Below are 22,488 nucleotides of genomic sequence, written 5' to 3'. Positions count from 1 at the left end.
TCCTCGGCTTGCCAATCCGCCCGGCAAGTGTTTTTGCATTCGGTAATGCCTTAGTGCCAGCGCGCCATGGGCATGCCAGCGGTAGGACCACGGAAACCGCCTTTTGATCTGTCATTCATCGACAACATCGGAAAAATCCGCCGGGTCGGCCAAACGCCCAGGCAGGTTCAAGCCAAAGTGCAGGTAGGCGTGCCGCGTCACCACGCGGCCACGCGGCGTACGCATGATGTAGCCCTGCTGGATCAGGTACGGCTCGAGCACGTCCTCGATGGTATGGCGCTCCTCGCTGATGGCAGCGGCAAGGTTGTCCACCCCGACCGGACCGCCATCGAACTTCTCGATCATGGTCAGCAGCAAACGCCGGTCGGAGTGATCGAAGCCGCGCTCGTCGACATCCAGCAGATTCAGCGCCAGGTCCGCCACCGCCTTGGTGATCTCGCCCTTGCCGCGTACCTGGGCGTAGTCGCGCACCCGGCGCAGCAGGCGGTTGGCGATCCGCGGCGTACCGCGTGCACGCCGGGCAATCTCGAAAGCGCCCAAATCATCGATGACCAGGCCCAGAATGCCCGCCGAGCGGGTAACGATGGTGGCCAGGTCCTTGTCGCTGTAGAACTCCAGGCGCTGGACGATGCCGAAGCGGTCACGCAAGGGGTTGGTCAGCATGCCCGCTCGGGTGGTCGCGCCGACCAGGGTGAACGGCGGCAGATCGAGCTTGATCGAACGCGCGGCTGGGCCCTCACCGATCATGATGTCGAGCTGGAAGTCTTCCATTGCCGGGTACAGCACTTCTTCGACAATCGGCGAGAGCCGATGAATTTCGTCGATGAACAGCACATCGTGCGGCTCGAGATTGGTCAGCATTGCCGCCAGATCACCGGGCCGCTCCAGAATTGGCCCTGACGTGCTCTTCACCGAAACGCCCATCTCATGGGCGATGATGTTGGCCAAGGTGGTCTTGCCCAGGCCCGGCGGGCCAAAGATCAGGGTATGGTCGAGCGACTCGTTGCGGCCACGGGCAGCCTGGATGAACAGGCCCATCTGGTCGCGCACCACCGGCTGGCCGATGTACTCATCAAGGCTCAGCGGGCGAATCGCGCGGTCCTGGACTTCTTCGCGGTCGCGTCCGGAAGCGGCGATCAGGCGGTCGGCTTCGATCACTTGCTAATCATCCCTTGCAGGCTGCGGCGGATCAGGTCTTCGCTGCTCAGGCCAGCCTTGTCCTTGATCAGCGAGATAGCCTTGCTGGCTTCCTGAGGCTTGTAGCCCAGCGACACCAGCGCACTGACCGCGTCGGCTTCGGCGGTGGACGCACCACCGACCGGCGCCGGGCCGTCGGATACCAGGGTGAACATCGACGAGGACGTCTCCCAAGCTTTGAAACGATCCTTGAGCTCGACCAGCAGGCGCTCGGCAGTCTTCTTGCCAACCCCGGGTACGCGCACCAGCACCGAGGCATCCTGCGCCTGCACGCAGCGCACCAACTCGTCGATTTCGAGCCCGGACATCAGCGCCAGCGCCAGCTTGGGGCCGACGCCGTTGAGACGGATCAGCTCACGGAACAGCTCGCGCTCGCGCTTTTCGCCAAAGCCGTAGAGCAGGTGGGCGTCTTCACGCACCACCAGGTGGGTATGCAGGGTAACCGGCTCGCCAACCTTGGGCAGGCGATACAGGGTGGTCATCGGCACTTCGAGCTCATAGCCCAGGCCGTTGACGTCGATAATCAGGTGCGGCGGTTGTTTTTCCGCCAGGGTGCCGCGCAAACGTCCAATCACGTTTCGATCCTTCCTTTCGAGCGCCGGCCACAGACCGGTCAACCCTATCAGCAAATGCGTCGAGTGAACGTTTCACCCGGCCAAAATGTGTATCAGCGCATGAAGCGGTTACAGACGCAAGCGTCCGCCGCGCTTGCGCGCAGTGGTCAAGCCGTGGGGGATCAGGCTGGAGCGGGTATGCGCATGACAGAGGGCGATAGCCAAGGCGTCAGAGGCGTCGATCTGCGGCTTTTGCGTCAGCTTGAGCAGGTGCATGACCATCAGCATCACCTGGTCTTTGTTGGCCGCGCCGGTGCCAGCCACCGCCTGTTTGACCTGGGTGGCGCTGTATTCGGCGATCTCCAGGCCAGCTTCGGCACCGGCCACGATGGCTGCACCACGGGCCTGGCCGAGCTTGAGCGCCGAATCCGGATTGCGCGCCATGAACACCCGTTCGATGCCCATGGTAACCGGGCCGTGCTGGCGAATGATCTCGCTGACGCCACGAAAGATGATCTGCAGGCGCTCGGACAACTCGCCGGCGCCCGTACGAATACATCCCGACGCCACATATTCGCAGCCCCGGGCGGTCTGGCGGACCACGCCAAAACCGGTGATGCGCGAACCGGGGTCGATACCAAGAATCAGAGTCATAGGGCCTGCAAGTTGAAAATGAAAACACGCTTGGAGCAGTCAGGCCCTGATGGCTTGAAGCGCCGGCATCAGCCTAGCTGCTCAAGGACCTCATCGGAGATCTGCGCATTGGAATAGACGTTCTGCACGTCGTCCAGGTCTTCGAGCATGTCGATCAGCTTGAGGACTTTTTCAGCGCCATCGCGATCAAGCTCGGCACTGGTGGTCGGCTGCATCACGATTTCGGCGTCGGCGGCCTTGAACCCAGCTTCTTCCAGCGCGTTGCGCACGGCATAAAAGCTGTTGAATGAGGTGAACACTTCGAACGAGCCGTCGTCATTGCTGACCACGTCATCGGCGTCGGCCTCCATGGCCGCCTCCATCAAGGCGTCTTCGTCAACGCCAGGGGCAAAGCTGATCTGGCCCTTGCGCTCGAACAGATAAGCAACTGAACCGTCGGTGCCAAGGTTGCCGCCGCATTTGGTGAAGGCATGGCGCACAGCCGCTGCGGTACGGTTGCGGTTGTCGGTCATGGTTTCGACCATGATCGCCACGCCGCCGGGGCCGTAACCCTCATAGCTGAGCTCTTCGACGTTGTCGCTTTCGTTGGTACCGGCGCCGCGGGCAACTGCCCGATCAATGATGTCGCGGCTCATGTTGGCACCAAGTGCCTTGTCCAGCGCCAGTCGCAAGCGCGGGTTCGACGCTGGATCGGCGCCGCCCTGCTTGGCCGCGACCGTCAGCTCGCGGATCCACTTGGTGAAGACCTTGCCTCTCTTGGCATCCTGGCGCTCTTTGCGGTGCTTGATGTTCGCCCACTTGGAATGACCAGCCATATCGACTCCGAATCCTTGATCCACAAACAGGTTCCGCCCCGAAGGGCGGAACGCGATAAATTCGAGGACGCGACCTCACGGGCGCGCCCGGGTCGGCGTTACTCGACCTTGGTCTGCTCACGCAGACGGATGTGCAGCTCACGCAGTGCCTTGGCATCGACCAGGCCCGGTGCCTGGGTCATGACGCAGGCAGCGCTCTGGGTTTTCGGGAAGGCGATCACTTCACGAATCGACTGGGCGCCGGTCATCAGCATTACCAAACGGTCCAGACCAAAGGCCAGGCCGCCGTGCGGCGGTGCACCGAACTTCAGCGCGTCGAGCAGGAAGCCAAACTTCTCTTCCTGTTCCGCCGCTTCGATACCGAGCAGGCGGAACACCGCCTGTTGCATCTCTTTGCGGTGAATACGGATCGAACCGCCACCCAGCTCGGTGCCGTTGAGCACCATGTCATAGGCACGCGACAGTGCCGTGGCCGGATTGGCCTCGAGCTCTTCCGGGGTGCACTTGGGTGCAGTGAACGGGTGGTGCAAGGCGCTGAAACTGCCGTCTTCGTTCTCGTCGAACATCGGGAAGTCGACAACCCACATCGGTGCCCATTCGCAGGTGAGCAGATTGAAGTCGTTGCCGACCTTGATCCGCAGCGCACCCAGGGCTTCGCTGACCACCTTGAACTTGTCGGCACCGAAGAACACGATGTCGCCATCAACCGCACCGACGCGATCGAGGATCACGTTGAGGTTGGCCTCAGGGATGTTCTTGACGATCGGCGACTGCAGGCCTTCGACGCCCTTGGCGCGCTCGTTGACCTTGATGTAAGCCAGGCCCTTGGCACCATAGATGCCAACGAACTTGGTGTACTCGTCGATCTTGCTACGCGGCATGCTTGCGCCGCCTGGCAGGCGCAGGGCGGTGACGCGGCACTTCGGATCGTTGGCCGGGCCGGCGAAGACCTTGAAGTCGACATCTTTCAGCTGGTCGGCAACGTCAACCAGTTCCAGCGGGTTACGCAGGTCTGGCTTGTCGGAACCGTAGCGGCGCATGGCCTCTTCGAAGGTCATGTGCGGGAATTCACCGAATTCCAGATCCAGCACTTCCTTGAACAGCTTGCGGATCATGCTCTCGGTGAGGCCCATGATCTCGGACTCGTCGAGGAAGCTGGTCTCGATGTCGATCTGGGTGAATTCCGGCTGGCGGTCGGCACGCAGGTCTTCGTCGCGGAAGCACTTGGCGATCTGGTAGTAACGGTCGAAGCCGGCCACCATCAGCAACTGCTTGAACAGCTGCGGCGATTGCGGCAGGGCGAAGAAGCTGCCGGCGTGGGTACGGCTTGGCACCAGATAGTCACGTGCACCTTCTGGGGTGGCACGGGTCAGGATCGGTGTTTCGACGTCGAGGAAGCCGTTTTCGTCGAGGAAGCGGCGGATGCTGGTGGTGATGCGCGAACGCAGACGCAGCTTCTCGGCCATTTCCGGACGACGCAGGTCGATGAAGCGATAACGCAGGCGGGTTTCTTCGCCGACGTCGGAGTATTCGTTCAACGGGAACGGCGGGGTTTCGGCTTCGTTGAGTACGGTCAGCTCGTAACCCAGCACTTCGATGCCGCCCGACGCCATGTTGGCGTTGACTGCACCTTCGGGACGCTTGCGCACTTTACCGGTGACCTGCACGACGTATTCACTGCGCACGCGGTCGGCGGCGGCGAAGGTTTCGGCGCGATCCGGGTCGAACACGACCTGGGCCATGCCTTCGCGGTCACGGATATCGAGGAAAATCACCCCGCCGTGGTCGCGGCGACGATGGACCCAGCCGCAAAGGGTGACTTCCTGGCCGTCCAGGCTCTCGTTCAGTTGGCCGCAATATTGGCTGCGCATCATGATGGTGGTTCGCTTCTCGTGATTCGTGTATTCGATGGAGGCCTTGGCCGCCCAGAGGGCTAATACTGCAAGACCCGGACATTGCAATTCAACTCAGTCGGCCTTGTCGCCGCCTGCCAGATTCTTTTTTGCCCCGGTCTTGAAGTCGGTTTCGTACCAGCCAGTGCCACTGAGGCGAAAACCTGGAACGGACAATTGCTTCTTCAATTCCGGCGCCTGGCAGGCCGGACAATCAGTCAACGGCGCGGCGCTGATCTTCTGCAACGCCTCAAGCTGATGGTTGCAGGCTGCACATTGATAGTCGTAAAGGGGCACGGGGATCTCTCGCAAACCATAACGCTGGCTGCCGGGGCAGCAAAAACCGGCATTATATATGGTTAGAGAGGTCAGTGCAGCCCGCCCGGCACTCAACGCGCGCTTGGCGGATCGCGTAGCCAGGCAACGCAGATCACCCGGACCAGCCCGCTGAAGTTGCGCACCCCGCCGTGGCGCAGGTGAACTTCGCGGTCAATGTAGGACAATACCGCACTGACCGAGCACTGATTGACCTCGGCAATACGCTGCAATATCTGCCAATACACATCCTCCAGGCGCAGGCAGGTGGCAAAGCCATTAAGCCTGACCGACCGCGACACTGGCTGCACCTGCAGCATATCGAAGTCCGCTGCGAAGGGATCGACACAGGCCTTGCCTGGCCAATGTCCCTGACACACATTGCGTTTGCTGCTCCGCACCCTGATGTCCACTGCTGCCACTCCATTGCCAAGGGGATCCATTCATGTGCTGGAGACATGAATCATGGCGTGTAATGAAGCGCCGCGAGGCGGGGCATGAGCAGCGGCAAAATTTTCCGCCTGCGCGTGCAGTTCACCACCCCCCTGCGCTTCACGGCGCAGGGCGGCTTGGACAGTTTATTTGCCTTCGAGCAACGAGCGCAGCATCCACGCGGTCTTCTCGTGCACCTGCATACGCTGGGTCAGCAGATCCGCCGTTGGCTCGTCACTGACCTTGTCGACCACCGGAAAAATACTGCGTGCGGTACGCGTGACCGCCTCCTGCCCATCGACCAACTGGCGGATCATCTCATCAGCAGGCGGCACACCCTCCTCTTCCTGGATCGATGAGTGGCGGGCATAGAACGCGTAGGAACCAGGCGCCGGGAAGCCCAGCGCGCGGATCCGCTCGGCGATCGAGTCAACCGCCAGGGCCAGCTCGTTGTACTGCTCTTCGAACATCAGGTGCAGGGTACGGAACGCCGGACCGGTAACGTTCCAATGAAAGTTATGGGTTTTCAGATACAACACATAGGTATCCGACAACAAACGGGACAGCCCATCGACGATGGACTTGCGATCTTCTTCACTGATACCGATATCGATTGCCATGAAGCTCCCCTTTTTCATATGGCTTGGGTAGTCAAGCGGATGAAGGGGCACTGTAACAAGACTTGCCTGCGCCTGCATGTGACGCAGGGCAATCGATCACTCCCATCATCCGCCCGGTTTGAGCTCACCGGGCCTTTGCTGTTAAATAGGCAGGGTGCCATTCGTGCGGATTGTTAATGCCGGATGCATAGGCAGGCCAGCTGCGTGACCGCGCTTTCTCTCTCATGCGCACCGTGCTGCCCGCTCTTCCTGTGATTGACCTTATAAACGTGAGCCAACCCAAATGTTCAAGATCGTCCATCTGGTGACGGGCGTAGCAGCCTTGCTGCTGTCGCTCATACCAAGCCTTCGCACCGAGGCAATTCCCTTCCTGCAGCAACCGGAGGCCGTGTACCTGGCCTTGCTCGGCCTGCTCAACCTACTGCTGGCGCCGGTCGTGCCGCTTTATTACCGCGGCGCGCGCCTGCAACTGCAATACCTGGCCAGCGCTTTGCTGGTGCTGGCGGTTGTCCTGCAAACAGTAACCGTGCTGGTCCGGCCGGAGCTGGGCAACCTGCCTGCACTGCTGTGCGCTGCTCTGGCAGTTCTGGCACACCTGGTTGCCGGCTTCAGCCGCAGCAGCGGCCGCTCGCGCAATGCTGGCGGCGCTGCCCAGGAAGGCAGCAAGCGCGATACCGGCACCGTCAAGTGGTTCAACACCTCGAAAGGCTTCGGCTTTATCTCGCGCGACTCCGGCGACGATATCTTCGTGCACTTTCGCGCCATCCGTGGCGACGGCCACCGCGTACTGGTCGAAGGCCAACGCGTGGAGTTCTCGGTCATGCACCGCGACAAGGGCCTGCAGGCCGAAGACGTGATCGCGGTCTCGCGCCGCTGACAGCAAAGGCCTTGCGGGCGCTATGCACCCGCAAGGTACCCATCCTCAGTAATGAGGCGGCGGCGCTTCTTCACCTTCGCTGCCGTACTGCCCGACCATCTCCTCGTAACGCTTGATCAGCTCGGCCATCTGCAGTTGCAGACGATTGATCACCCGCCCCTGCTCGACCACCACATCATTGAGCTCCTGCAGCGCGTCATCCTGAAAGGCCTGACGGGTTTCCAGGTCAATGATTTGCGATTCCAGCGACATCAGCTCACGCCTCCTTGAAGTCATTGTTGTTCAACGCCGAGCGCAGGCGCTGGCGAAGCTGTGCGAGTTGCTCCTCGCTGTACTCGGCAGCCGCCACCTTGCCCCACACTGGCGCAGGCCAGGCAGCATCGTTGCGGTGGCGCACGATCACGTGCATGTGCAGTTGGCTGACCACGTTGCCCAAGGTCGCCACGTTCATCTTGTCGGCAGCAAATTCCTGTTTGAGCGAATTTGCCAGGCAGGTGGTTTCTTGCCACAGCTGCTGCTGGTCGGCTGCCGTGAGGTCAAACAGCTCACTGACGTCGGCTTGCCGCGGCACCAGAATGAACCACGGATAATTGGCGTCTTTGCTCAACAGCAGCCGACACAGCGGGAAATCTCCCAGCACCAGGCAATCCTGCTGCAAACGCGGATCCAGGACGAACACGGCAAATCTCCTTCAATCAGATCGCCTACGCAACGCAGGCATGGTGCGCGGAGGATACCCTGCCTGGCCGCAACAGGCATGAAATCGGGCGCTCCAGCTACACTTTAGCTGGCTTGCACAGCTGCCCTGCACCGCCGCGGTAACAAAGCGCTACTTTTCGCACCAAAATAGAGCCGTCCGTCGCGGTGCTGACGGCGGTTCCCAGTAAAACTACTCAAGATGAACAATCGGCGGTAACACATTGGTTTAGTTAGCAACCTTACAGTTGCATCGACCGTTGAATATTGGCACACCATCAGACAGACCGAACCCTTTATTTTCGGAGGTTTGCCACCAAGCGATCAGGCAGATGTGAAAAATTCATCAACTCAATGTGAAAATGAGCACGCTTGTTGCATTCCCTCAACGCCAAGTCGGCACGACACCTGCAGTGAGCAGGAGCTGCCGACAGACCACGGCGCCGAAGCACTATCAAGGGGTACCGTCCTGTGTTAACGGATGAGGGAGCAGAACGCTGGGATATATGTCCGCTGTTCGGCGCGTAATTTGCGACATTGAATTAGTTATAAGCGACACGCCATAAAGTTTGTGAAAAGTTGCTTTATGCATATCGCCAAATAAAGAGTCAGCGTGATATACCTTCGCGCCGACACAACAAGAAAGAGCTGCCCCATATAATTAAAACCCCGGGCGCAGCGGTACTCTTCCTAAAAACCAAAGGAGCAAATCACGATGCGCGTGATGAAGTGGAGCATGATCGCCCTGGCCGTTGCGGCAGGCACCTCGCAAATGGCCATCGCCTCTTCGCAGGATGATTCCAAAGGCTTTATTGAAGACAGCCAGCTGTCAGTCAAGTTGCGCAACCTGTACTTCAGCCGTGACTATCGTAACCAGGAGTCGGCCGCCAACCGCGCAGCCGGCCTGCGTCATGATCAGCGTGAATGGGGCCAAGGCTTCATCGGTACCTTTGAATCGGGCTTCACCCAAGGCACCGTCGGTGTAGGTGTCGACGCCATCGGCATGCTCGGCCTCAAGCTGGACAGCGGTCGTGGCTTCTCCGGCACGGGCCTGTTCCCTACCGGTTCAGATGGCCGTTCCCAGGACGACTACTCCAAGGGTGGCGCGGCGGTCAAGTTCCGCATTTCCGACACCGTACTCAAGGCTGGCGACCAATTCGTATCGCTGCCTGTATTCGCCACCGACGACAGCCGCTTGCTGCCTGAGATGGCCCAAGGCACATTGATCACCAGTAGCGAAATCAAAGGTCTCACCCTGAATGCGGGTCGCTTCACCAGCCTGACCGGTCAGGAACAGACCAACCGTGACAACTTCCGCCTGAAGAAAGCCGACGTTGCCGGCGGCACGTATGCCTTCACCGACAGCCTCAGCACCAGCCTTTACTACTCCAAGGTTGAAGACTACTGGCGCAAATACTACGCCAACGTCAACTGGGCTCTGCCGATCTCTGACACTCAAGGCCTGGTGTTCGACTTCAACGTGTATGACACCAAGAGCAGTGGCAGCGGCGAAGCTCGAGCCTATGATGGCGACAAGATCGACAGCCGCGCCTTCAGCTTGTCCGGCGCCTATAGCATTGGCGCGCACACTTTCACCGTCGCGTATCAGAAGATGACCGGCGACGGCGGCTATCAGTATGGCGTCGACGGTAATGGCACCATTTTCCTGGCAAACTCCATTGCCCGCTCCGACTTCAATGCTGAAGGCGAGAAGTCTTGGCAAGCACGTTATGACCTGAACTTTGCCGAGTTCGGTATTCCTGGCCTGACCTTCATGACTCGCTACGTACGCGGTACGGATGCGAAAGTGGAAGGCACCAACAACGGAACCGAGTGGGAACGTGACATCGACGTCAAATACGTGCTTCAGGAGGGCCCCGCCAAGGACCTGAGCTTCCGTGTTCGTCAGGCAACTTATCGCTCGTCCGACGCCGTTTACTCCAACTCTCTGGACGAACTGCGTCTGATCGTCGAGTACCCGCTGAGCATCCTGTAAGCCTGGCTTGCAGTGCCCCGCACTTGAAAAGCCCGGCGACCACGCCGGGCTTTTTCTTGGCTGACAACTGTCCTGCGCTGCGGCATCCTGTACGCTTTCGTTTCGCCCCCGTAGAATGCGGGGTCATTTCAACGTCTTAGGCAATCGACACGGCCCCCCATGCGCACCAGTCAATATTTGCTCGCCACCCAAAAAGAAACCCCTGCCGATGCAGTGGTCATCAGCCATCAGCTCATGCTGCGCGCCGGCATGATCCGCAAGCTGGCCTCCGGCCTGTACACCTGGCTGCCGATGGGCCTGCGGGTAATGCGCAAGGTCGAAGCCGTGGTCCGCGAAGAAATGAACGCCGCCGGCGCGCTTGAAGTGCTGATGCCGAGCATCCAGCCAGCCGAGCTGTGGCAGGAATCTGGCCGCTGGGAACAGTACGGCCCAGAGCTGCTGCGCCTGAAAGACCGGCACAACCGCGACTTCTGTGTTGGCCCGACTCACGAAGAAGTGATCACCGACATGGTCCGCAACGAGCTGTCCAGCTATAAACAGCTGCCGCTCAACCTGTACCAGATCCAGACCAAATTCCGCGATGAGATCCGCCCACGCTTCGGTTTGATGCGCGGCCGCGAGTTCATCATGAAGGACGCCTACTCGTTCCATGCCGACCAGGCTTCCCTGCAGGAAACCTACGACCGCATGCATCAGGCGTACAGCAACATCTTTACCCGCCTGGGCTTGAACTTCCGCCCAGTGCAGGCTGATACCGGCTCGATCGGTGGCAACTACTCGCACGAATTCCACGTCCTGGCCGCTACCGGTGAAGACGACGTGATCTTCAGCGACAGCTCCGACTACGCCGCCAACATCGAAAAAGCCGAAGCCATCCCACGCGAAAGCGTGCGCCCGGCGCCAACCGAAGAGCTGCGCCTGGTCGATACTCCGCACGCCAAGACCATCGCCCAACTGGTCGAAAACCATGGCCTGCCAATCGAGAAGACGGTCAAGACCCTGATCGTGCGCGGCGCTGAAGAAGGCAAGCTGATTGCCCTGATCGTGCGCGGCGATCACGAACTCAACGAAATCAAGGCCGCCAAGCTCCCGCAGGTTGCCGAACCGCTGGTCATGGCCAGCGACGCCGAGCTGCGTGACGCCATTGGCGCCGGTGCAGGCTCGCTGGGCCCGCTGAACCTGCCGCTGGAAATCATCATCGACCGCTCGGTGGCCCTGATGAGCGACTTCGGCATCGGCGCCAACATCGACGACAAGCACTACTTCGGCGTCAACTGGGAGCGTGACCTGCCAGTGCCTGAAGTAGCCGACCTGCGCAACGTGGTTGCCGGTGACCCAAGCCCAGATGGCCAGGGCACCCTGGTGATCAAGCGCGGCATCGAAGTCGGGCATATCTTCCAGCTCGGCACCAAGTACAGCGAGGCGCTCAAGTGCCAGGTACTCGGCGAGAACGGCAAGCCAGTAGTACTGTCGATGGGTTGCTACGGCATCGGCGTTTCGCGCGTGGTTGCTGCTGCCATCGAGCAGAGCTACGACGACAAAGGGATCATCTGGAACGATGCCCTGGCGCCGTTCCAGATCGCTCTGGTACCGCTGCGCTACGAAACCGAGGTGGTGCGTGAGGCGACCGACAAGCTGTACGCCGAACTGACCGCTGCAGGCTTCGAAGTGCTGCTCGATGACCGTGACAAGAAGACCAGCCCAGGCAACAAGTTTGCCGATATGGAACTGATCGGCATCCCGCACCGGATCGTGGTCAGTGACCGCGGCCTGGCCGATGGCAATCTGGAATACAAGCACCGCACCGAGCAGGACGCACAGGCGCTGCCGGTCAATGAAGTGCTGACCTTCCTGCAAGCCCGCATCCGTCGCTGATAGCTCAATGCGCGAGTGAACATGTACAAGCGAAGTACCTTTACCCTGGGGGGCGCCGCACTCTGCGGCGCCCTGTTCGTCAGCGGCTGCGCCAATCAGATGTCCCAGCGCAGCGAGCATGAAGAACGCGTCGAGCGCAAGTTGCTCGAGCACAGTCTGCAGATTGACGTTGGCGAGCCCAAGGTAATGGAGCTTCCGCAACGGCGCGTGCGCGTTCACGAGCAGCAGCGCTTCGAAGTCACCGAGTTCGAAGTGACCCGCCGCTACGACCGCTATACCCCTTACCAGCCCTGGCGGGAGATCTACGAGATCCCGCTGGGCGCGGTCGCAGTGGTGGCCGGAGTCGGTGCCAATGTGGTCAATGTGTTCGCCTTGGGCAACCTGCCGCAGAGCGTCACTCATGACTGGCTGAGCTATGGCGTTGCCGGGCTCAATCCATTCATGAACGTGCAATCCAACGGCCGTGCCCAGCAGAATCTGGCGGGCATCAGCGAGGTGGAGAAAGCCAAGCGCGAAGAATCCACCAACCTGCCCTGGAGCGAGCGCCTGGTCGAGGTCAAGGCTGGCAAGCTCAACCATGAGCTGACCACCGACCGTAACGGTGTGCTGCGGCTGAACCTGCTGGATGCGCCGTTTTCCGAGCAGAATCTCGGCCGCGTAGGCACCCTGCACCTGCAGGTGGTCGACGAGGACAACGGCATTCGCGGCGACGCCAGCCTGCTGGTCAGCGGCACGCTGCGCAACAAACTGGTCGAAGCACGGCACCTGATCTTCGATGACCTTGAAGACGACGATGTCAGCCAGTGGGTTCACCGGGTCAAGCGGCTGTCCGAGCTTGGCCTGGAAGAAGAAGCCAGTGAGCTTGAGCAGAGCCTGATTGAACTGACCCGCAATGATCCAGAATTGCAGCAGGAATTCTTGCAGGCACTGACCAAACAGACCGGGCGACTGGTAGCAGATCCAGGCGGACAATAATCGCCTTCGTCACAGGGCCGCCTGGCGGCCTTGCTGACGCACCCTCAAGATTGCGCAAACAACTCCAGCTGCTCATGCGCCCCGCGCAGATCGCGCAAGCGCACCCCAACTCCAAGCAACCGCACCGGCTTGCCACCTCGGGCAAACGCCTGGCTCAGCAACTGTCGGTAACTCTCCAGATCGCGCCCGGCACCCGCCTGCTCGATGGTCGTCTGCGTGAAGTCATGGAACTTGACCTTGACGAATGGCTTGTCGGCTTTATAGCTGCTGTCCATCCGCGCGACCCGCTCATTAAGGCTATCGAGCAACTCAGGCAATTTGGCCAGGCAGCTGTTCAGATCAGGCAGATCGGTATCGTAGGTGTTTTCGACACTGACCGACTGACGCCGGCTGTCATTCTGCACAGCGCGCTCATCCACACCACGGGCCAAGCCCCACAAACGCTCACCAAAACTGCCGAACTCGCGCACCAGCGCCAGCTTTGACCATTCGCGCATGTCCATGCAGGTCTCGATACCCAGCCGGGTCAGTTTGTCGGCAGTGACCTTGCCCACACCATGCAGGCGAGCCACCGGCAGCGCGGCAACAAACGCCTCCACCTGGCCGGGGGTAATCACGAACAGTCCGTTGGGCTTGCGCCAGTCGCTGGCAATCTTGGCCAGGAACTTGTTTGGCGCAACCCCTGCTGAAACCGTGATGTGCAAGGACTTGGCGACGCGCTGGCGGATATCCTCAGCAATCCGCGTGGCGCTGCCGCCGTACCAGGAGCTGTCGCTGACATCCAGATAGGCTTCATCCAGCGACAGCGGCTCGATCAGCTCGGTGTAGTCACGAAAGATCGCCTGGATCTCGCGTGAGGCTTCGCGGTAGGCCTCAAAACGCGGCTTGACGATCAACAGGTCAGGGCAGAGTTTAAGCGCGTGGCGCGAGGACATTGCCGAGCGTACCCCATAGGCGCGCGCTTCATAGTTGCAGGTGGCAATCACCCCGCGCCGCTCCGCCGAGCCACCCACCGCCATCGGCCGGCCAGCCAGGCTCGGGTCGTCACGCATTTCGATCGCAGCGTAGAAGCAGTCGCAGTCGACATGGATGATCTTGCGCAAAGACATGGATGACCGTCAGTACTGTAAATTCATACAGATACTACCGTAACCGCCACGCGCTGGCACCGTGCGCACTCTGCTATTCGACAATTGGCCTGGAATGCCCGCCGTTGCTGAGCCCGGCGCTTAATTGACACGCTAACAGATTGAACAGAAAAGGATTTCCCTGAGAAATAGCTTGACTGCGCAGCGCCAGGGCGTAGAATCCACTCCACAGACGCGGGATGGAGCAGTCTGGTAGCTCGTCGGGCTCATAACCCGAAGGTCGTCGGTTCAAATCCGGCTCCCGCAACCAAATATAGAAGAGGCCACTGTGCAAACAGTGGCCTTTTTCTTTGCTTCAAATAAAGCTGTCCTAGAATAATTTGTTCTAAATCAAAGGGTAAGCTTGACATCAGCGCGAATCAGGGTATAGTCCACCCCACAGACGCGGGATGGAGCAGTCTGGTAGCTCGTCGGGCTCATAACCCGAAGGTCGTCGGTTCAAATCCGGCTCCCGCAACCAAACAGAGAAAATGGCCACTGTGAAAACAGCGGCCATTTTTTTCGTCTGCACGTTGTGCTTTGAAGTTATTTACGCTGCATCAGCGTGGAAGGCTTGACCTCGTGCCAGTAATGCGTAGAATGCGCCCCACTGACGCGGGATGGAGCAGTCTGGTAGCTCGTCGGGCTCATAACCCGAAGGTCGTCGGTTCAAATCCGGCTCCCGCAACCAAATCGTCAGAACAAACCCCGCACTGTTTTAAACAGTACGGGGTTTGTTGTTTCTGGGGTTCTGAAAATCCCCGATCAGCCTGCCCTCGCCTTTTGCCACACCCTGGCCAGCCCTAATGGATGAACTATCTTTAACCCCGTCGGACCGCTGCAAGCGCCTCCGGCAGGAGTAATATCTGGATACGTTTTCCTAAGGGACTTCCACTTGGCCGCACCTTTCTCTCACCTCGCGCTGTCGGCCCGAGGTAACTCATGACCGCCCATACCCCTGATCCCCAGACGCCACTCACCGCGGCGCTGCCGGTGGCTGCCCAACGCCTGCCCTGGCTCGAGCGACTGAGCCGGTATCGGCAACCGATCGTTCTGGTACTGACCCTGCTGTTGTTCGGCATGGCCTTGATTGCCTGCCGTCACCTGCTCAGTGAGCTGGATATCTATGCGCTGCACGACGCCATTCTCAGCGTGCCGAAGCAGGCCATGCTCGGTGCACTGCTAGCGACCGTGGTCGGCTTCGTGATCCTGCTTGGTTATGAATGGTCTGCCAGCCGCTACGCCGCCGTTAAGCTGCCAGCCGCAACCCTGGTGCTGGGCGGTTTCAGTGCGTTCGCCATTGGCAATGCAATTGGCCTGTCGATACTGTCGGGTGGCTCGGTGCGTTATCGGCTGTATGCCCGCCATGGTCTGGGTGCCGGTGAAGTGGCGCGGATGACGGTATTCGCCAGCCTGTCGCTGGGCTGCGCCCTGCCCCCTTTGGCAGCACTGGCAACGCTGAGCAACTTGCCTGCGGCAGCAATCGCCTTACGCATGCCGGCCGGTGTATTGGCGGCCATCGCCATTGCGGTACTGATGCTGAGTGCACTGCTGGTCGCCGGCCTCTATCGGCGCCGGTTGGCCGAGCAGCCGCTGGCTGACAGCCTGCTGGTCAAGCTCGGTCGGCGCACGCTGCGCCTGCCCGGCGCGCGCCTGACCGGCCTGCAACTGCTGATCACCGCACTTGATGTTGCGGCTGCCGCCACAGTTTTGTATCTGCTGCTGCCTGAGGCGCCGCCGTTTGGCGCGTTTGTGCTGGTGTACCTGCTGGCACTGGCAGCGGGCGTGCTCAGCCATGTGCCGGGTGGAGTTGGTGTGTTTGAAGCGATCCTGCTGGCCGCTTTTGCCGATCAGCTTGGCGCGGCGCCACTGGCAGCAGCGTTGTTGCTGTACCGTTTGATCTACGTGGTGTTGCCGCTGCTGCTGGCCTGCGTTCTGCTGCTGGCCAACGAAGCCCGCCGCTTGCTGTTCGCCCAGCAGGCACTGAAGGCCGCTTCCGGGCTGGCTGCACCAGTGCTGGCGATTCTGGTGTTTCTGTCCGGCGTGGTGCTGCTGTTTTCCGGCGCCACACCGGAGATCGACACGCGCCTCGAACACATGGGCTTTCTGGTACCGCACCGGCTGATCGACGCCTCGCACTTCGGCGCCAGCCTGATCGGCGTGCTTTGCCTGCTGCTGGCCCAGGGCCTGCGCCGACGTCTGTCCGCTGCCTGGTTGCTGACCACGGTGTTGCTGTTGGTGGGCGCGCTGCTGTCGCTGCTGAAAGGCTTCGACTGGGAAGAAGCCTGCGTGCTGACGTTCACCGCAGTCCTGCTGGCGGTGTTCCGACGCTCGTTCTACCGGCCGAGCCGCCTGCTCGAGCTGCCGTTTTCGCCGGTGTATCTGGTCGCCAGTGCTTGCGTTATCGGCGCATCGGTCTGGCTGCTGCTGTTCGCCTATCAGGACGTGCCCTATAGCCATCAGCTGTGGTGGCAGTTCACCCTCGATGCCGACGCCCCACGCGGCCTGCGCGCAGCCATGGGCAGCGCGGTGCTGCTGGTGTTCGTCGCCCTGACCTGGTTGTTGCGCACGGCGCGGCCGGTGATCCATCTGCCGACCGCCGATGAGCTGGAACGGGCCCGGCAGATCCTGCTGGCGTCCGATCAACCAGACGGCGGCCTGGCCCTGACCGGCGACAAGGCGCTGCTGTTCCACCCCAACGACAACGCCTTCATCATGTATGCCCGTCGTGGCCGTAGCCTGGTCGCACTGTACGACCCGATTGGCCCTGCTCAGGAGCGCGCCGAGATGATCTGGCAGTTCCGTGACCTGTGCGACGTGCACCATGCCCGCCCGGTGTTCTACCAGGTACGCGCCGAGAACCTGCCTTTCTACATGGACATCGGCCTGACCGCGCTCAAGCTTGGCGAAGAAGCGCGGGTTGATCTGCGCCGCTTCGATCTGGAAGCCAAAGGCAAGGAGATGAAAGACCTGCGCTACACCTGGAACCGCGGTGGCCGCGACGGCCTGAGCCTGGAAGTACACGAACCTGGCCAAGCACCCCTGGACGAGCTCAAGGAAATCTCGGACGCCTGGCTCAGCGGCAAGAACGTGCGCGAGAAAGGCTTTTCGCTGGGCCGTTTCAGCCCGGAATACCTACAGCACTTCCGCATCGCCCTGATCCGCTTCCAAGGTCACCCGGTGGCGTTCGCCAACCTGCTCGAGACACACAGCCTGGAGCTGGCCAGCCTCGACTTGATGCGCGCGCACCCTGAAGCGCCGAAGCTGACCATGGAGTTCATGATGATCGGCTTGATCCTGCACTACAAAAACCATGGCTACGGGCGCTTCAGCCTGGGCATGGTCCCGCTCTCCGGCCTGCAGCCGCGACGTGGCGCACCGCTGACCCAGCGCCTGGGTTCGCTGGTGTTCCAGCGCGGCGAGCAGCTGTACAACTTCCAGGGTCTGCGCCGCTTCAAGGACAAGTTCCAGCCAGACTGGGAACCTCGTTACATGGCCGTGCCAGCCGGGCTGGACCCGCTGGTGGCATTGGCTGACACTGCCGCCCTGATCGCTGGCGGCCTGACTGGATTGGTGAAACGCTGATGATTCGACGCTATTGGCACTACCTATTGATCGCTTTGTTGCTTGCCCTGGCGGGTGCCGCCGTGTGGTTCTGGTTGTGGACCCGGCCGGCGCCGGAGGCTCAGGTCGAGCACCTGACCCTGACCGATGGCAGCAGCCTGGTTCTAGCCACACCTGCAGTCACCGCCAAAACCCGCGTGGCGATTGGCGTGCCTGAAGATCAGGCGCTCAGCGACAAGCAACTGCTCGACCTGAGCCAGGCCGGCGAAGCGCAGCTGGTGCAGGTGACCCTGCCACCTGTCGATTGCGCCAAGCAGCAACAGGCGCTGGATCAGGCCATCAGCCATCTGGGCGGTGCACCGACCGTGGTTGCCGGCATCGGCCCTGGCGCAGCGCAAGCCTGGCGCTGGCTGTCCAGCCAGACCGATGACAAGGCCCGCGCCATCTCGGTCGACTTCAAGCTTGAGCAACCCGGCTGCCCGGCACTACCGAAAAGCGCTGCCCATGGCCACTGGAATGTCGCCTGGAACGACAACCCGGATGACGCCAGCGCCGCCTTCGTCCGTGATCAAAACAACGCCGAAACCAGCATCAGCGACTACGACATCCATCTGCCGCAGGTGCTCAAGGGTCAGCTGACCCAGGTTCTGGTCGGCCACGACGGCAACGCTCTGAGCATCCCGGTGGTGGAAGTGCCTGCCGGGCAAACCACCGATACCGTGACCCTGTTCCTTTCCGGAGATGGTGGCTGGCGCGACCTTGACCGCGATGTAGCAGGCGAAATGGCCAAACTCGGCTATCCGGTGGTCGGCATCGATACGCTGCGCTATTACTGGCAGCACAAGACCCCGGAACAGAGCGCCATCGACTTGTCCGAACTGATGCAGCACTACCGGCAAAAGTGGGGCACCAAGCGCTTTGTCCTGACCGGCTATTCGTTCGGCGCCGACGTACTGCCGGCGATCTACAACCGCCTGCCAGAAGAAGATCAGCAGCGCGTGGATGCGGTGATCCTGCTGGCGTTTGCCCGCAGCGGCAGTTTCGAGATCGAAGTCGAAGGCTGGCTTGGCAAGGAAGGCCAGGAAGCACCGACCGGCCCGGAAATGGCCCGTATGCCTGCGGCCAAGGTTGTATGCATCTATGGTGTCGAAGAGGCCGACGAGAGCGGCTGCACCGAGCACACTGCAGTTGGCGAGCGCCTGAAACTGCCGGGTGGCCACCACTTCGATGAGAACTACCCGGCACTGGCCAAGCGCCTGATCGGCGAGATCGAGACGCGCCAGGGCAAAACCAACGTATCTGAACAGAACTGAGTAGTAATCGGGGCCGCATTGCGGCCCCGGTTACTTCAGATCTCGACCTGAGTGCCCAGTTCGATCACCCGGTTCAACGGCAGGTTGAAGAAGCGCAGGTTGCCGTTGGCGTTCTTCAGCAAGAATGCGAACAACGCCCCGCGCCAGCGCGCCATGCCTTCCAGACGTGAGGCGATAACCGTCTCGCGACTCAGGAAGTAAGTCGTGCGCATCGGGCTAAAGTCGAGCTCGTCCAGATGGCACAAGCGTAGTGCCTGCGGCACGTCCGGCTCGTCCATGAAGCCAAAGTGCAGGAGCACCCGGAAGAACCCATCGCCATAGGCTTCGACCTCGAAGCGCTCTTGCTCCGGCACCCGCGGCCGGTCTTCGCTGACTACCGTCAACAACACCACCTGACGATGCAGAACCTGGTTATGCAGCATGTTGTGCAACAGCGCATGAGGCACGGCGTCTGGCCGCGCGGTCAAAAACACCGCAGTGCCCTCGACCCGATGCGGCGGCTGCACGCGGATGCTGCTGATGAAGATCGGCAGCGGCAGCGCGGCTTCGTCAATGCGCTCCACGAGGATCTGCTTGCCGCGCTTCCAGGTCGTCATCAACAACAGCAAGGCAATCGCTGCCAATACCGGGAAGGCGCCGCCCTGCACTACCTTGGGCAGGTTGGCGGCAAAGAACAGCCCATCGACCAACAGGAAGCCGATCAGGATCGGCACTGCCAGAAGTGGCGGCCATTTCCACAACAGCAGCATCACCGTCGCCACCAGCAGTGTGGTCATCAGCATGGTACCGGTCACCGCTACGCCGTAGGCCGCAGCCAACGCGCCGGATGATTCAAAGCCGATCACCAGCAGCACAACGCCGATCATCAACGCCCAGTTCACCGCACCAATGTAGATCTGCCCCTGCTCGTCGCTGGAGGTGTGCTGGATCTGCATGCGCGGGATGTAACCGAGCTGAATCGCCTGGCGCGTCAACGAGAAGGCTCCAGAAATCACGGCTTGGGAAGCGATCACCGTGGCCAGGGTTGACAAGCCGACCAACGGCAACAGCGCCCAGCTCGGAGCCAGCAGGTAGAACGGATTGCGCGCCGCTTCCGGGTCCTGCAGCAGCAATGCGCCCTGCCCGAAGTAGTTCAGCACCAGGGCCGGCAGCACCAGGATGAACCAGGCGCGGGCAATCGGTTTGCGGCCAAAGTGGCCCATGTCGGCATACAGCGCCTCGGCGCCAGTCAACGCCAGCACCACCGCGCCGAGAATGGCCACACCCATGCCCGGATGCACCACGAAGAAGTTGACCGCCCAGGCCGGGTTCAGCGCCTTGATCACCTCCGGGCTCTGCACGATGCCATGCAGGCCGAGCAGCGCCAGCACCGCGAACCAGAGCACCATCACCGGCCCGAACAGGATGCCGATCTTGGCCGTACCGTGCTTTTGCACCAGAAACAGCGCCACCAGCACCACCACGGCAATCGGTACCACCCAGTGGTCAATCCCGTCGAACGCCAGCCCCATGCCCTCGACCGCCGACAACACCGATACCGCCGGGGTAATCAGGCTGTCGCCATAGAACAACGAGGCACCGACCAGGCCGCAGCCGATCATGACGATGCGCAGTTTCGGATAAGGCGCTGAAGCCCGCGTGGCCAACGCGGTGAGGGCCATGATGCCGCCCTCGCCCTGGTTGTCGGCACGCAGAATGAACGTCACATACTTGAATGACACCACCCAGATCAGCGACCAGAGGATCAACGACAGGATGCCGAGCACCCCATCATGGTTGACCGGCACCCCGTAGCCGCCGGAAAACACTTCCTTGAGCGTATAAAGCGGGCTGGTGCCGATATCGCCATAGACCACCCCAACAGCTGCCACCAGCAGGCCAATCGGGCGCGCGACCCCTTGCCCCGCTTGGGCGTGACTGCTTGCCTGAACCATCGACCACTCCCGCAGACGGCCACATCGGACCAATAGAATTCGAACCCGCAGCCAGGCCCAACATGGACCTCGCTGCAATGGCGCGAAGCATAGCGCAGCGTTCGTCGTATTTCTGCTGGTCAAGCGACCTTGTGCTCGCTAGAATTGCGCACTTTTTGATCAGAGGCGCCGCTAGCGCCCGTCACGATTGCGGCGCCACCGGCGCTGCAGCCGCATTCAATACCGAGGTTAGCTATGTCCACCACCCCTGCTTCTACCGTGCCCAAGGTAGGATTCGTTTCGCTCGGCTGCCCCAAGGCTCTGGTCGACTCTGAACGCATCCTCACCCAGCTGCGCATGGAAGGCTATGAAGTCGTGCCGACCTACGAGGACGCCGACGTCGTGGTGGTCAACACCTGCGGCTTCATCGACAGCGCCAAGGCCGAGTCGCTGGAAGTGATCGGCGAAGCGATCAAAGCCAATGGCAAGGTCATCGTCACCGGCTGCATGGGCGTCGCCGAGGGCAACATTCGTGACGTGCACCCAAGCGTGCTGTCGGTCACCGGTCCGCAGCAGTACGAGCAGGTGGTCAACGCCGTGCATGAAGTGGTGCCACCGCGCCAGGACCACAATCCGCTGATCGACCTGGTGCCACCGCAAGGCGTCAAGCTGACCCCGCGTCATTACGCTTACCTGAAGATCTCCGAAGGCTGTAACCACAGCTGCAGCTTCTGCATCATCCCGTCGATGCGCGGCAAGCTGGTCAGCCGCCCGGTAGGTGACGTGCTGAGCGAGGCCGAGCGCCTGGTCAAGGCCGGGGTCAAGGAGCTGCTGGTGATCTCCCAGGACACCAGCGCCTACGGCGTCGACGTCAAGTACAAGACCGATTTCTGGAACGGCCGCCCGGTCAAGACCCGCATGCTCGAGCTGTGCGAAGCGCTGAGCAGCCTGGGCGTCTGGGTGCGTCTGCACTACGTGTATCCATACCCGAACGTCGACGACGTGATTCCGCTGATGGCCGCTGGCAAGCTCCTGCCGTACCTGGACATCCCGTTCCAGCACGCCAGCCCTAAAGTGCTCAAGTCGATGAAGCGCCCGGCGTTCGAAGACCGCACCCTGGCGCGGATCAAGAACTGGCGCGAGCAGTGCCCTGAGCTGGTGATCCGCTCAACGTTCATTGTCGGCTTCCCGGGCGAGACCGAAGAAGACTTCCAGTACCTGCTCGACTGGCTGACCGAAGCCCAGCTCGACCGCGTCGGCTGCTTCCAGTACTCGCCGGTCGAAGGCGCGCCGGCCAACGATCTGGGCCTGGATGAAGTGCCGGACGACATCAAACAGGACCGCTGGGACCGTTTCATGGCCCATCAGCAAGCCATCAGCGCCGCCCGTCTGCAACTGCGCATCGGTCGTGAGATCGAAGTGCTGATCGACGAAGTCGAAGAACAAGGCTCGGTTGGCCGCAGCTTCTTCGATGCCCCAGAGATCGACGGTAGCGTGTTCATCGATGGCGACCATGGCTTCAAGCCGGGCGACAAGGTCCGTTGCCGGATCGTGGATGCCGACGAATACGACATGTGGGCCGAGCCGGTCTGACGATTGCTTGGGGCCGTATTGCGGCCCCAACCAGCAAAGCCTGCACTAAGCATCTATGGTTCTGCAATCAGCACCAGAGA

At 61.1% G+C, this 22,488-nt stretch carries 19 protein-coding genes and 3 tRNA genes; 10 read left to right on the top strand and 12 right to left on the bottom strand.

What is annotated here, in order from left to right:
• Positions 1–111: 111 nt before the first annotated feature.
• From ruvB to CXQ80_RS05785, 8 genes are all read right to left on the bottom strand, one after another.
• On the bottom strand, positions 112–1,158 hold the full coding sequence (gene ruvB, locus CXQ80_RS05820) for a Holliday junction branch migration DNA helicase RuvB (RefSeq protein ID WP_101317412.1): 1,047 nt from the start codon (positions 1,156–1,158) through the stop codon (positions 112–114).
• Positions 1,155–1,772 carry a Holliday junction branch migration protein RuvA gene (gene ruvA / locus CXQ80_RS05815; protein WP_101317410.1) on the bottom strand — a complete coding sequence of 206 codons (618 nt, stop codon included), beginning with the start codon at positions 1,770–1,772 and terminating at the stop codon, positions 1,155–1,157. Before ruvA ends, ruvB begins: the two co-directional genes overlap by 4 nt.
• Positions 1,773–1,880: 108 nt before the next feature.
• Positions 1,881–2,405, bottom strand: coding sequence for a crossover junction endodeoxyribonuclease RuvC (gene ruvC, locus CXQ80_RS05810; RefSeq protein ID WP_101317407.1), 525 nt, complete (start codon positions 2,403–2,405; stop codon positions 1,881–1,883).
• A gap of 68 nt (positions 2,406–2,473) precedes the next feature.
• On the bottom strand, positions 2,474–3,220 hold the full coding sequence (locus CXQ80_RS05805) for a YebC/PmpR family DNA-binding transcriptional regulator (protein WP_101317405.1): 747 nt from the start codon (positions 3,218–3,220) through the stop codon (positions 2,474–2,476).
• Positions 3,221–3,318: 98 nt separating this feature from the next.
• Positions 3,319–5,094 carry an aspartate--tRNA ligase gene (gene aspS, locus CXQ80_RS05800; RefSeq protein ID WP_101317403.1) on the bottom strand — a complete coding sequence of 592 codons (1,776 nt, stop codon included), beginning with the start codon at positions 5,092–5,094 and terminating at the stop codon, positions 3,319–3,321.
• Between the two features lie 93 nt (positions 5,095–5,187).
• Positions 5,188–5,409 (bottom strand): FmdB family zinc ribbon protein, encoded by a 222-nt coding sequence (locus CXQ80_RS05795; RefSeq protein WP_101317401.1) that lies wholly within the window; start codon positions 5,407–5,409, stop codon positions 5,188–5,190.
• A gap of 92 nt (positions 5,410–5,501) precedes the next feature.
• Positions 5,502–5,870 carry a ribbon-helix-helix domain-containing protein gene (locus CXQ80_RS05790; protein WP_101317399.1) on the bottom strand — a complete coding sequence of 123 codons (369 nt, stop codon included), beginning with the start codon at positions 5,868–5,870 and terminating at the stop codon, positions 5,502–5,504.
• Positions 5,871–6,005: 135 nt separating this feature from the next.
• A complete protein-coding gene (locus tag CXQ80_RS05785; protein ID WP_101317397.1) occupies positions 6,006–6,479 on the bottom strand; it encodes a Dps family protein in 474 nt (157 codons plus the stop codon).
• A gap of 283 nt (positions 6,480–6,762) precedes the next feature.
• On the opposite strand from CXQ80_RS05785, the gene CXQ80_RS25125 reads away from it, so the two are divergent.
• Positions 6,763–7,356 (top strand): cold shock domain-containing protein, encoded by a 594-nt coding sequence (locus tag CXQ80_RS25125; RefSeq protein ID WP_101317395.1) that lies wholly within the window; start codon positions 6,763–6,765, stop codon positions 7,354–7,356.
• Between the two features lie 45 nt (positions 7,357–7,401).
• On the opposite strand, the gene CXQ80_RS05775 is transcribed toward CXQ80_RS25125, so the two are convergent.
• Together CXQ80_RS05775 and CXQ80_RS05770 are read right to left on the bottom strand one after the other, a co-directional pair.
• Entirely contained in the window at positions 7,402–7,608 is a 207-nt protein-coding gene (locus tag CXQ80_RS05775) for a SlyX family protein (protein WP_101317393.1), read from the bottom strand.
• A gap of 4 nt (positions 7,609–7,612) precedes the next feature.
• A complete protein-coding gene (locus tag CXQ80_RS05770; RefSeq protein WP_101317391.1) occupies positions 7,613–8,035 on the bottom strand; it encodes an HIT domain-containing protein in 423 nt (140 codons plus the stop codon).
• A 732-nt stretch (positions 8,036–8,767) separates the two neighbouring features.
• On the opposite strand from CXQ80_RS05770, the gene CXQ80_RS05765 reads away from it, so the two are divergent.
• The 3 genes from CXQ80_RS05765 (at position 8,768) to CXQ80_RS05755 (ending at position 12,898) form a co-directional block, all read left to right on the top strand.
• Entirely contained in the window at positions 8,768–10,048 is a 1,281-nt protein-coding gene (locus tag CXQ80_RS05765) for an OprD family porin (protein ID WP_101317389.1), read from the top strand.
• A gap of 159 nt (positions 10,049–10,207) precedes the next feature.
• The gene (locus CXQ80_RS05760) at positions 10,208–11,923 is read left to right on the top strand and encodes a proline--tRNA ligase (RefSeq protein ID WP_101317387.1); all 1,716 of its coding nucleotides are present in this window, start codon (positions 10,208–10,210) and stop codon (positions 11,921–11,923) included.
• A 21-nt stretch (positions 11,924–11,944) separates the two neighbouring features.
• Positions 11,945–12,898: a hypothetical protein gene (locus CXQ80_RS05755; protein WP_101317385.1), complete on the top strand. Its 954-nt coding sequence runs from the start codon at positions 11,945–11,947 to the stop codon at positions 12,896–12,898.
• A gap of 44 nt (positions 12,899–12,942) precedes the next feature.
• On the opposite strand, the gene dinB is transcribed toward CXQ80_RS05755, so the two are convergent.
• Positions 12,943–14,001 (bottom strand): DNA polymerase IV, encoded by a 1,059-nt coding sequence (gene dinB / locus CXQ80_RS05750; RefSeq protein ID WP_178080820.1) that lies wholly within the window; start codon positions 13,999–14,001, stop codon positions 12,943–12,945.
• Between the two features lie 218 nt (positions 14,002–14,219).
• Here dinB and CXQ80_RS05745 point away from each other — a divergent pair.
• The 5 genes from CXQ80_RS05745 (at position 14,220) to CXQ80_RS05725 (ending at position 18,902) form a co-directional block, all read left to right on the top strand.
• A tRNA-Met gene (locus tag CXQ80_RS05745) sits at positions 14,220–14,296 on the top strand.
• 133 nt (positions 14,297–14,429) lie between these two features.
• Positions 14,430–14,506, top strand: a tRNA-Met gene (locus CXQ80_RS05740).
• Between the two features lie 133 nt (positions 14,507–14,639).
• Positions 14,640–14,716: transfer RNA gene (locus CXQ80_RS05735), tRNA-Met, on the top strand.
• Between the two features lie 251 nt (positions 14,717–14,967).
• Positions 14,968–17,610, top strand: a complete 2,643-nt coding sequence (gene mprF / locus CXQ80_RS05730) for a bifunctional lysylphosphatidylglycerol flippase/synthetase MprF (protein ID WP_101317381.1) — start codon at positions 14,968–14,970, stop codon at positions 17,608–17,610.
• Positions 17,610–18,902 (top strand): virulence factor family protein, encoded by a 1,293-nt coding sequence (locus CXQ80_RS05725; protein WP_101317379.1) that lies wholly within the window; start codon positions 17,610–17,612, stop codon positions 18,900–18,902. The genes mprF and CXQ80_RS05725 overlap by 1 nt, the downstream gene beginning before the upstream one ends.
• Before the next feature lie 35 nt (positions 18,903–18,937).
• Here CXQ80_RS05725 and CXQ80_RS05720 read toward each other — a convergent pair whose 3' ends face one another.
• Positions 18,938–20,836, bottom strand: coding sequence for a potassium transporter Kup (locus tag CXQ80_RS05720; protein WP_101317377.1), 1,899 nt, complete (start codon positions 20,834–20,836; stop codon positions 18,938–18,940).
• A gap of 234 nt (positions 20,837–21,070) precedes the next feature.
• On the opposite strand from CXQ80_RS05720, the gene rimO reads away from it, so the two are divergent.
• Entirely contained in the window at positions 21,071–22,408 is a 1,338-nt protein-coding gene (gene rimO, locus CXQ80_RS05715; RefSeq protein ID WP_101317375.1) for a 30S ribosomal protein S12 methylthiotransferase RimO, read from the top strand.
• Positions 22,409–22,488: the final 80 nt, after the last annotated feature.

Origin of the sequence: Pseudomonas sp. 02C 26 (assembly GCF_002843585.1) — a bacterium.
Classification (GTDB): domain Bacteria; phylum Pseudomonadota; class Gammaproteobacteria; order Pseudomonadales; family Pseudomonadaceae; genus Aquipseudomonas; species Aquipseudomonas shirazensis.
This window is presented reverse-complemented; position numbering and strand designations above follow the sequence as displayed.